The organism is Kitasatospora sp. NPDC029367 (assembly GCF_055569135.1).
Genome location: NZ_JBVHYH010000046.1, coordinates 1 through 9059 on the forward strand (window position 1 = coordinate 1; position 9059 = coordinate 9059).

9 protein-coding genes and 1 pseudogene are annotated in these 9059 nt (G+C 69.6%); 2 read left to right on the plus strand and 8 right to left on the minus strand.

Annotated features, from left to right (window positions below; genetic code table 11):
* Nucleotides 1–129 precede the first annotated feature (129 nt).
* The 7 genes from ACZ4W5_RS23505 to ACZ4W5_RS23535 all read right to left on the minus strand — a co-directional run bounded on the left by ACZ4W5_RS23505 (nucleotide 130) and on the right by ACZ4W5_RS23535 (nucleotide 6188).
* A complete protein-coding gene (locus ACZ4W5_RS23505) occupies nucleotides 130–357 on the minus strand; it encodes an FxLD family lanthipeptide (protein WP_360228148.1) in 228 nt (75 codons plus the stop codon).
* A 48-nt stretch (nucleotides 358–405) separates the two neighbouring features.
* Nucleotides 406–1617 (minus strand): methyltransferase, FxLD system, encoded by a 1212-nt coding sequence (gene fxlM / locus ACZ4W5_RS23510; RefSeq protein ID WP_360228151.1) that lies wholly within the window; start codon nucleotides 1615–1617, stop codon nucleotides 406–408.
* Nucleotides 1618–1905: 288 nt separating this feature from the next.
* Nucleotides 1906–2085, minus strand: a complete 180-nt coding sequence (locus ACZ4W5_RS23515) for a hypothetical protein (RefSeq protein ID WP_360228154.1) — start codon at nucleotides 2083–2085, stop codon at nucleotides 1906–1908.
* The gene (locus ACZ4W5_RS23520) at nucleotides 2082–2504 is read right to left on the minus strand and encodes an ATP-binding protein (protein ID WP_360228157.1); all 423 of its coding nucleotides are present in this window, start codon (nucleotides 2502–2504) and stop codon (nucleotides 2082–2084) included. The genes ACZ4W5_RS23515 and ACZ4W5_RS23520 overlap by 4 nt, the downstream gene beginning before the upstream one ends.
* Nucleotides 2501–2659: a hypothetical protein gene (locus ACZ4W5_RS23525; protein WP_360228160.1), complete on the minus strand. Its 159-nt coding sequence runs from the start codon at nucleotides 2657–2659 to the stop codon at nucleotides 2501–2503. Before ACZ4W5_RS23525 ends, ACZ4W5_RS23520 begins: the two co-directional genes overlap by 4 nt.
* 157 nt (nucleotides 2660–2816) lie before the next feature.
* The gene (locus ACZ4W5_RS23530) at nucleotides 2817–4754 is read right to left on the minus strand and encodes a helix-turn-helix domain-containing protein (RefSeq protein WP_465656680.1); all 1938 of its coding nucleotides are present in this window, start codon (nucleotides 4752–4754) and stop codon (nucleotides 2817–2819) included.
* Nucleotides 4755–4835: 81 nt separating this feature from the next.
* Complete coding sequence (locus tag ACZ4W5_RS23535) at nucleotides 4836–6188, minus strand: IS4 family transposase (protein WP_360228166.1); 1353 nt, start codon at nucleotides 6186–6188, stop codon at nucleotides 4836–4838.
* 177 nt (nucleotides 6189–6365) lie between these two features.
* Here ACZ4W5_RS23535 and ACZ4W5_RS23540 point away from each other — a divergent pair.
* Nucleotides 6366–6774, plus strand: a pseudogene (locus ACZ4W5_RS23540) (GNAT family N-acetyltransferase).
* Nucleotides 6775–6832: 58 nt separating this feature from the next.
* Here the strand turns inward: ACZ4W5_RS23540 and ACZ4W5_RS23545 are convergent.
* A complete protein-coding gene (locus ACZ4W5_RS23545; RefSeq protein ID WP_465656682.1) occupies nucleotides 6833–7669 on the minus strand; it encodes a hypothetical protein in 837 nt (278 codons plus the stop codon).
* Between the two features lie 270 nt (nucleotides 7670–7939).
* Between ACZ4W5_RS23545 and ACZ4W5_RS23550 the strand changes: the two genes are divergently transcribed.
* The gene (locus ACZ4W5_RS23550; RefSeq protein ID WP_360228172.1) at nucleotides 7940–8947 is read left to right on the plus strand and encodes a hypothetical protein; all 1008 of its coding nucleotides are present in this window, start codon (nucleotides 7940–7942) and stop codon (nucleotides 8945–8947) included.
* The last annotated feature ends 112 nt before the right edge of the window (nucleotides 8948–9059 follow it).

Consider the following 9059-nt stretch of genomic DNA (forward strand, 5'->3'; position numbering starts at 1 on the left):
TTTTTTGGGGGGGAAGAAAACAGGAACGGAAGTGGGTGGAAAGGACGAAAAAAATCCCCCCCTAGCAGGGGGGATGGGGTTGCCCGGGCCCTTTTCGGCCCCCGGGCCAGCCTGACTGCGCGGTACCGGTCAGGCGGCGATGAAACGGCCCTTGCCGCCCTTGCCGCCCTTGCCACCGCTCCCACCACTGCCGCCGCTGCCGCCCTTACCGCCGCCGGCGCCGCTGGCGCAGGCCGGGCAGGTGGAGCCGCAGCCGTCGTCGGTGTTGCTCATGAGAGCGCCGTAGACGTCGTTGTTGCTCACCACCGTGATGTCCAGGTCGAACTGGGTGACGCTGTCCGTGACCGTGTCAGCCATGTCGTTTCCCCTTCCCTTGTGTCGTGACGTTCCTTGCGACCTGGCCCGTTAGGGCCAGGAGACGGTGATCCGGCGGTGCTTCTTGTCGATGACCAGCGCGCCGGGCAACTGGTCGTCGGGCGTCGCGGCGGGGTAGGCGGTGATGACCGGGCCGGGCCCACCGCGGTGCTTGCTGTCCCAGGCCGCGACCTGATCGGCGACCTGCCGCACGAGGAGTCCGGCTCCCGGTCCGTGACCGAAGACGCCGAACTCATAGCTGTCGGAGTCGAGCTGACGAAGGACGACGTACGCGAAGGCACCGCCGGAGAAGACCGCCGAGCTTCCCAGAGGCCGCGCCTGGACGATCCCGGCCTCGACGGCAGACTCGTGGGCCATCAGCAAGCAGAAGCCCGGAAGGGTGGTGGCGAGGTACAGGTCGAGATCGTCGAACGGCTCCTGATCGCCGACCGAGACGCCCGTCCAGACTTCTTCCCTTGGCTGCTGGAGGGCCTGCGCGAGGAGCTTGCTGTCGGCCTTTTGCCCGTCATCCACGCGTAGGGCCACGGTGTCGTCGTGCAGGTAGACCAGTTCTTCGCCGAAGGCACCGGCGCCCTGCATGGCGACGAAGCCGGACCGCTCGATCGACGTGCTGACCAGGCGCTCGCCTTCGCGCTGGAAGGCCACCGACCGGCCGAGGCCGCGGGTGCGGATCGGGACGACGATGCGGCCGTTCTCGGTGAGCTGGTCCGTCCAAGCCGGCGGGATGTCCCATGCCCCGACCGTCACGATGATCCGATCGTAGGGAGCGTGCTCGGGGACACCGAACTCGCCATCGGCCAGGACAACGTGGACACGGTCGTAGCCGGTGGCTTCGAGGAGGCGCGTGGCCCGCTCGGTCACGTCGCGGTCGATGTCGATCGTGGTGACCTGACCGGTGTCACCGACCATCTCCGCGATGTAGGCCGCGTTCACGCCGCCAGATCCGATCTCCAGCACCCTCATGCCAGAGCGGAGGTCGGCCTGCTCCAGCATGAACGCCTGGATGCGCGGCGCCGAGACGGTGCTGATCGCGATCCCGCGTTCGTCCCGCTTCGTCACGATGGGCTGATTGGTGTAGGCCGTCTCCGGTGGCACCTCGGGGGCGAAGAGGTGGCGCGGCACGGCGCGGAACGCTGCGGCGACGGCGTCGGTGCGGATCGCGTCCATGGCGCGAAGGCCGGCGACGAGGTCTTTGCTGAGCTGTTCCGTTCGAGTGACTTCATGGTCACTATCAGTGGTCATGGGGGGAAGCTTAGGCACAGTAGCCCTCGGGGTTGATGGTTGGGACAAATCACATGAGGAGCAACGCAGTTGTGCAGCCTTGATGAGTGATCCGGTGTCGACCCCGCACTGGACCGACACCCGTCCCGGTCCGCCCGGCACCTAGACGCCGGCTCGTGGTCATCTCATCCCTCTCGGTCCGTGGTGTGTGATGCCGAGGCAAGTGCAAGGAGGCGCCAGCCGGCGCCGGCGGCGAGCGCTCCCTGGGACCGCCCGCCCGGACACGGGAGTCTCCGGGCGGTCGGGGGCTCAGGTGATCTCGGGCGGGTCGCTGTCCGGGGTGATGGCCGTGAACGCGCTGTGGTTGGCCTCCTGGTGGTGCACGGTGATGCCGAGCAGGCCAAACACGGTGAGGTGCCCGAGCACGAGGAGGGTCTTGAGGGCGTCGTGGACGCGGTCGCGGTGGTGTCCGCAGTGCTGGCCGGTCATGCCGCACCCCGCATCCGGAGGTCCGCGTGCACCGTCTTGCCGAGCGTGCCCAGGGTGACTCCCCACTGGCCTTTGGTGAGCTGGTGCACGAGGGCCAGGCCGCGCCCGCCCTCGGAGTCCCGGCCGGCGTCCATCAGGACCGGTGTGATCCGGCTGCCGTCCGTGACCTCGATCCGCACCGCCGTGGCGGTGATCCTGGTGATCTCGACCGTCATCCGAAGCAGGCAGCCGGTCTTGGCGGCGTTGCCCGCCAGCTCGGAGGCGATCAGCTGGGCGTCGTCGATCAGCTCGTCCATGCCCCACTCGGCCAGCTTGTCGCGCACCAGGCGCCGGGCCGCCGAAGCCGATTCGGGCCGGTAGGGCAGGTGGGCGACGGTCGGCTTCTCGGTGGCGGTCGCCGGGGCGGTCGCCGTGCTCACGAGGCCGGAAGCATCCGGGGGTCGGCGGCCGGGTGGAAGTCGGCCCAGCCGGCCGCCGCGGTGGCCAGAGCGGTCCGCCGCAGGCGGTCCCCGGCGGATCTGCGCGGCCCGGGCGGCGTCGGGACGGGGTGCGGCGGGCGGCGGGTAGCGGCCATCACAGGCTCCAGGGAGATCAGCGGTGTGGTGGAAGCACCGGTCCGAACCTGCGTGCGGTCCGGACCGGGCTCATGCCCCGGGGCGTTGCCTCTCGGGGCCTGAACACCACGATGCCGCTGACGGAAGGCCCTGAATTTCACCAGAAGTGAAAGATCGTCAGACGCCCGTTCGCGTGATCCAGGTTGACAGGCGCACGCTACGGCGACTAGCGGAGCGTGACAGTGCCGTCACAGTCTCGCGGGCGAGAGGGTGCCGGGAGACCTGCTCGGGCGCGACCGCGTACGCGGCGTCGAGCTGGTCGAGCGCGGCATCCGGCTTGGCCATCCACCGGTAGGCGCGAGCCAGGTCGATGTGGTGGTGCCCGATCCTGGTCGGCGCCCACCCGGCCGGGAACCGCAGGCCCTTGGCGGCATCCACTGCCTGGTCGTGCTCGCCAGCCTCCACCAGCGTCATCACCCGGTGCACGGCGACGTTCGTGGGTCCGAAGTGCAGCGACAGGTCAGGCTGTTCGCCGGTCTTGGCGGCGACCTTCTGGGCCTCGTCCAGGTGGTGCTTCATCACGTCCGTCTGCCGGGAGCGGGCGGCGACCACGGCCGAGCCGAGGTGGAGCTGACCCGCGGTGACGAGCGCGCTCGGCGTCTTGGCGTCGGTGCCCTCCAGGTGGCCGCGGCCGGACTCCTGGAGACGCCGGCAGGCTTCCAGGTCACCGACGCGCAGATAGGCGGTGACGCGCAGGTACTCGCGGGCGGCTCGCAGTGCGGGCGCACGGTCACCGGCCCGCTGGGCGGCCCAGTCCATCCGGGCCAGCGCCGTCGCGGACAGGTCGTTCAGGCCGATCGCGATCCCGACCGAGTGCCCGCACCGGTACGCCTCCGCCAGCAGGCCCCACGCCTGGCGCTGCTGTTCGCCGGTGAACTCGTGCGCGGCCGTGTGCAGCTCGACCAGCAGACCCGGCAGCATCGCCACCATCGGCTTGTACTTCGCGGCCTGGGCCAGCGCGTTCACCTTCCGCACCGCCGCGCGGAGCGCCGGAAGAGGCCGCGGCCGGACGTCCTCCTGCGGCGGCAGGTCGTACAGATCGAGCGTCGAACGGATCGGCCCCATCATCGGGACCAGCGGGTCATCGGCCATGCCGTCACTGTACGAGAGCGGCTGGAGGTCGCCCAGCTCAACTCCCAGAGCCCGTGCGACCGCTGCGACGAACTCCGGCGTCGCCGGCTTATGCCCCGACACCACCTTCGTGAGCAGGCTGTACGAGACGTGGGCGCGGTCAGCGAGCTGCCGATGGCTCAAACCCCTCACATCCTCGTAGGCCGCGATCCGCTGGCCGATGCTGATTCCCTCCGGAGGTGCCATGCTGGTCCCCATCCCGTGCACGCCTTGAACCCGTGTGCACGGGACCGTACCCCCGAAGCCGCCCGCCCACAGATCGTTTCGGCAACCAGCGTTGACGTCGGGCCGGTCAGGACCTCTTGAGCAGCAGCTCCAACCTGCCCAGCAGGCGCCTCGCGGCCCCGGGTTCAGGCGTGGCGGGTCCGATCGATCCGTCGTCGTTGCGCCGGGTGCGGGCTCAAGGGCGGTGCCCTTCACGCGCTCCCGCCGACGAAGCTGTCCGGCTTCGTCCCGCTCCCACCGGCGTCCCCGAACATCCTGGAACCAGATGGTGACCGGCCGCTGGACGATCTCCTGCGGTACGGCGATGCTGATCTTCTTGTCCACCGACTCCCCGGGCGGGATCAAGCCGATCACTATGTTCACCACGTCGGTCTCACCGGGTATTTCGCCGGGTTCCGCACCTTGCAGGACCGCCACCACGTTGAACACCGGCTGGTCCGCGCCGTTTCGAACCACGATCGAGTCGTAGCGGTAGAGGTTCCGGGGGCCTTCCCCGGTGTCCGGGCCGGTCCAGGCGGAGACCTTCGCCGCATACTCCTCACCGTCCTTGCGCTGGTCGCGCCAGTGGGTGCGCAGGTGCATCGTGATTGTGCCCGCGGCCACCACGACGCTGACGACGAGGCCGGTGTAGGAGACCCAGGGCGGCGCGCCGGCGCCCGAGACGGCGATGAGTTGGTACGACGTGCTGGTGATCGTCACGGCGCCACCGTAGGGGCAACGTCCACCGCCAGGAAGGGGTTCTAGAGCCAACGCCGTTCAGTTAGGGCGGTGTGGGTCGTGTCAAGGGTCGGTCGTGAGCATGGTGATGCTGATGGTGGCTTTGTAGGTGGCCCGGTCGATGGCGGGTCCGCGTGCGTTGTACTTGGAGATCGCGCGTTTGACGATGCGGTCTTTGGTGCGGACCCGTCGTCGGGGCAGGAGCTGGGCCAGGACGTTGCGGCCGATGACTCCTACCAGGTCGATCACGGTGTCGGCGATGACACCCGCAGCCTGGACGAGCTGGTCGCGGGCGGCGGACAGCGCGACGGTGAAGCCGGCCCGGTCCGGGTCGGTGCCCGGGACGCTGTCGGTCGCGTCCGTCATCGCGGTCCGCAGCGCCTGGTAGGCGACCAGCAGCGCCCAGACCTCCTGCTCGACCCCGGCCGGGGTGCGGGCGCGCAGGACCCGTCCGCCCAGGACCGTGGATTTCAGCTCCGCGTAGGCCGTCTCGATCTCCCAGCGTTCGTGGTACAGCCGGACGAGTTCGGCGGCCGGGTGCACTGACGGATCGGTCAGGGCGGTCAGCAGCCGGTAGTGCCCGGTGCGGGTCCCCCGAGCGGTGACGATGCTGATCTCGGCGTCGATGACCCGTACGGTCAGCGCGCCGAGCCGGGCCAGGAACGACCCGTCCCGGCAGTGGGCCACCGGCGGCAGTCTGCGGGCGGACTTGCACCGCACCAGCAGGTCGGCGCCGGTGGCGGCCAGACGGTTCATAAGATCGGCGGCGGCGAAGTGCCGGTCACCCAGCAGCAGCATCCCGGCCCGCAGGTCACCCGTGAGCCGGCCCGCGTACTCCAGCTCGCCGGTGGTGGCCGGGCCGAACACGGCCCCGATCACCGCCCTCGTCCCGCAGGCCACGAGTGCGAGCAGCCGCAACTGCGGATAGCCCCCGGAGCCGTTGTTGCACCGTTGCTTGGTGAAGACCACAAGATTTGCCGGGCTGTCCGGCACCGGCAGTAGCGTCCCGTCGACCGCCACGACCAGCAGACCACGCCACCGCGCCGCCGACGCGGTCGTGGCCACCGGGCCGCGGACCAGGTCGAACAATGCCTTCATCGGCGCGGCCCCCAGACGCTGGCGGGCCTGCCGCAACGCGCTGCCGCCGGGCCTGGCGGGTGCCAGGTCCGCCAGACCGGCGCACATCCGGTCGAAGACCTGCCGGTAGCCCAGCCCGGCGAACAACGCTCCAGCGAGCAGCAAATAGACGGTGACCCGGGCCGGCACCAGCCTGACCCGCTGCTGGACCGTCTTCGTCCCGGCCAGTACCTCATCGACCATTTCGAACGGCACGATCCGCGTCAACTCGCCGATATGACCTGGCGCGAACGCCCCGGCGGCTACCTTGACCGTCCGCGTTATGGCAGCCTGTTCCAACAGCGGAGCTCCCGTGGTGAGGATGTCTTGGAGGACAGACCTCTTCTACGGGAGCTCCGCTGCTTTGCCCACCGGCCTTCACACACGGGCCCCACGCTTAACTGAACGGCGTTGGTACTAGCAGACTGGGGTATCGCCGCGTTCTCCACCCGGAGCCTGGCCAAGCTCGCCGAGCACCTGGTCACACGCAAGGTCGTCACCGCGGTAAGTCGGGAGACCCTGCGCCGAATCCCCAGCATCACCGACGACGAGGCGGGCGTGGCGGCACTGCTCGCCCGGGCCCTGGACTGCCTGCTCGTCGCCGCCCCGACAGACGACCCGGGCACCCCGCTTGGCACCGTCATCGCCGGCTGGGACGGCTGGCGGTGCCATCTGTACCGCCTCGCCGTTGATCCCGACCACCGCCGCCGAGGCATCGGCGCCGCCCTGCTGGCCGCCGCCGAGGAGTGCTTCGCCGCGCTCGGCGGCTGGCGCGATGGTGCTGGACGACAACGCCCTCGGCCACCGCATCTGGCAGGCCGCTGGCTACCAGCCCCAGCTGCAGTGGAGCAGCTGGGTCAAGCCGCTGGCGGATGGCGGCCGTTGAAGCCCGGCGGAGTGGAAGTCGGACCTGCCGACCTCCACTCCGCGCCGGTCCGCTCGGTTCAGTCCTTGCAGACCACGTTCACGCGCACTTCCGGATGGTCCCCCGTGGTGTTCACGGCCTGGGACAGCCAGCCGTTGCCCCAGAAACTGGACTCGAAGATCGCCGTTCCGATGGCGAGCGCGCCTCCGCCGGTGACCGTACCGGACGGGCAGGCCAGCAAATCGCCAGCGGTCCCGTGGGAGAAGGGGAGTTTGGCGCCGGCGCCCCAGTAGTGGTGGTGCGGCGAGGTCGAGCAGATCACGAAGGGCCACAACTGCAGGGACCTTCCCGACGTGTTGTTGATGTAGTAGATCCAGCTGTTGTTCAGGTCGTTCCCGTCTGCGAAGGACTCGTAGACGTCGATGTTGCTCCAGAGGTCCACGTAGCCGCCGCCGCCGGTGGCGTACTGGCCGGCCGGGCAGGTCGCCGTGAGGCCGCCCTCGCTCCGCGGCGCAACCGTGGCGGGCCCGTTGGAGAACTGGGTGTGCGGCTCCGTGGAACAGATCACCGTCGCCCACAGGGTCGCGTCGACGTCAGATTGGCCGTCCACCGTGACGACCCAGCCGTTGCCGCGGGGGTAGGAGCTGATCAACGACAGCGGGTTGTGGGCGGGCGAGACCTTCGGACCACCCCCGGTGGCGTACTGGCCGGCCGGGCAGGTCACGTTCGCCTCGTAGAGCGGGTGGTCATCGCTCTTGGGCACGGCCACGGGATCACCGATGATCTGGGTGAGCACCTCCGCCGACGCGGCGGACGGGCTCGCCGGGGGGACGCCGGCCTCCCGAGCGACGGCGGGCGGCGCCGCGAGGGAGAGGACCAGGGTGATCAGGACTACCAGAGCTCGGGTTCTTCGCAACGCTTCCTCCGGGAGGGCGGGAACGGGCAGGGGTCTGCCCTGTATCCCCGCTGCTCCCGGCGGCGATTGTCATGGCCCCGGTCCCTCACTCGGATGATGCGAACGGGTCACTCCGGCGCCCGGATCCGCAGGGCGGGAGCTTAGTGCCGCGTCAGGCAACGTTTGCCCCGTTGTTCATGACGATCACTCGCTACCTGCTGAAAGGTGTGATCTTTAGCCCACCTCCTTCAACTGCTCCAGATTCCGCACCCGCACGAGGGCAACCCGCGCATGCGCGCGGAGATGGACACGATGCGCTCGGAGGTGAGGCGCCTTCTCGCCGAGGACGGGATCACCGGCTACACCGAGGAGCAACGCGACCGGGACATCCAGGCGTGGGCGGCCCTCGATAGGGCCGGAGGCTGGTGGCTAGGGTTCTTCGTGGCCTGCCAGGTGGAGATCGGGCGAGGGAACGGTGGGGACCGACGGACCGATCAGCGTTTCGATCGAAACGCTGAAACTTCAACAAAAATCTCGGCGAGCGAGTTTGCCCGCCGTGCCAACACCACCGCCAAGCGCGTGTTGCGGTACTACCGCGCCTGGGAGGCCGCAGCCGAGGCGGGCGTCGTAGCACTCGGGCCGGACAAGCTCTACCCCGGCCACGAGCCGCTGGAGCTGCCTGACGCAGACGACTGGCCGCTCTACTACCGGTCACGGTCCACCAGTGGAAGTTCGGAAGACCGCCAGCAAGCGATCGCTGACCAAGCCGCCGCAGAAGGCATCAGGCCGACGATGGCCCTGGTCATCGCCGAGAACCCCACCGCGCTACGGGCCGCGATCATGGCCGACCCGAAGACAGCAGCCCGAGCAAAGGAAGCTCTGGCCTCAGTGGCGGCCGACGAACGCAAGGCCACCCAGATCGAGTACGTCCGTCGAGCCGCGGAGGAGGGAAGCGCCAAGACGTCGACAGGCCAGCTGATCGATTTGCCTGACGGGATCAAGAAGCAGGCGGCTGATCACCTGGCGATTGCGACCGATGCGGCGTCACCTCCGGAAGCGGTGGCGGCGGCCTTCGAAGCCGTCCAGGGCCTGGTCAGCACGGCGGTGTCGGACGATCCGGACGTGCTCACCCGAGAACAGCGTGCCAGGTTCCAGCGCGCGCTGAACGCTACGGCCAAGAATCTGGAGATCATCGACCCCGATGACCTGATCGCGGTCGCGGACGACGACCTAAGGAAGCGGCTCTCTGACCTCCAACGGCAGATCGACAGCCTCGCGAAGCTAGTCGTCGGGCCGTGATCGATGTGGGTTGAAGTGGGGGGGGGGGGGGGGGGGGGGGGGGGGGGGGGGGGGTGGGGGGGGGGGCGGGGGGGGGGGGGGGGGGGGGGGGGGGGGGGGGGGGGGGGGGGCG

Bases quoted from the DNA above. Each gene is read 5' to 3' on its own strand.
- ACZ4W5_RS23515 (WP_360228154.1), bottom strand. From the start codon at position 2,085: ATGACCGGCCAGCACTGCGGACACCACCGCGACCGCGTCCACGACGCC.
- fxlM (WP_360228151.1), bottom strand. From the start codon at position 1,617: ATGACCACTGATAGTGACCATGAAGTCACTCGAACGGAACAGCTCAGC.
- ACZ4W5_RS23525 (WP_360228160.1), bottom strand. From the start codon at position 2,659: ATGGCCGCTACCCGCCGCCCGCCGCACCCCGTCCCGACGCCGCCCGGG.
- ACZ4W5_RS23505 (WP_360228148.1), bottom strand. From the start codon at position 357: ATGGCTGACACGGTCACGGACAGCGTCACCCAGTTCGACCTGGACATC.
- ACZ4W5_RS23550 (WP_360228172.1), top strand. From the start codon at position 7,940: ATGCGCGCGGAGATGGACACGATGCGCTCGGAGGTGAGGCGCCTTCTC.